At 62.6% G+C, this 597-nt stretch carries 1 protein-coding gene; it reads left to right on the top strand.

Translation table 11 applies throughout. The features are described 5' to 3' along the window. On the top strand, nt 1-597 hold a 597-nt coding region (locus ORI27_RS32910; protein WP_266074066.1), incomplete at both ends, for a hypothetical protein.

Below are 597 nucleotides of genomic sequence, written 5' to 3'. Positions count from 1 at the left end.
GCGCAGCTCGCTTGTGCGTGGTGCGGCGTGATCATGGTGGTCATCTGGGTGGTGAGCTTCATCGTGCTGGCGGGATTCATTCCGCCGCCGTCGCCGCAGAGCAGTGAGCAGGAGATCCTGCGGATGTTCACCGACCACACCGTGCCGATCCGGCTGGGCCTGCTGTTCACCATGTTCGCCTCGGCACTGCTGGTCCCGTGGTCGGCGGTCATCGCGGTCCAGATGGCCCGCATCGAAGGCAAGCGACCCGTACTGGCCATCACCCAAGTCGCCCAAGCCTCGCTGCTGTCACTGGAATTCATCATCCCGATCATGGTGTGGCAGACCGCGGCCTACCGGCCCACCCCCGAACGAATCCACCTGGTGTACATGCTCAACGACATGGGCTGGCTGTTGTTCGTCGGCGTCATCTCCTCAGCGGTACTGCAATGCCTGACCCTGGGAATCGCCATCCTCATCGACAAACACCCGCAACCCATATTCCCGCGCTGGTCGGGCTACCTCTCACTATGGACAGCCCTGTTGCTAGGGCCGGCAGGACTGGTGCCGCTATTCAAGGACGGCCCGTTCGCCTGGAACGGGATATTCGGATTCTGG

The organism is Mycobacterium pinniadriaticum, from assembly GCF_026242045.1.
Lineage (GTDB): Bacteria > Actinomycetota > Actinomycetes > Mycobacteriales > Mycobacteriaceae > Mycobacterium > Mycobacterium pinniadriaticum.
The sequence above is the reverse complement of the archived record's forward strand: the minus strand, read 5'-3'. Positions and strand labels throughout refer to the sequence as shown.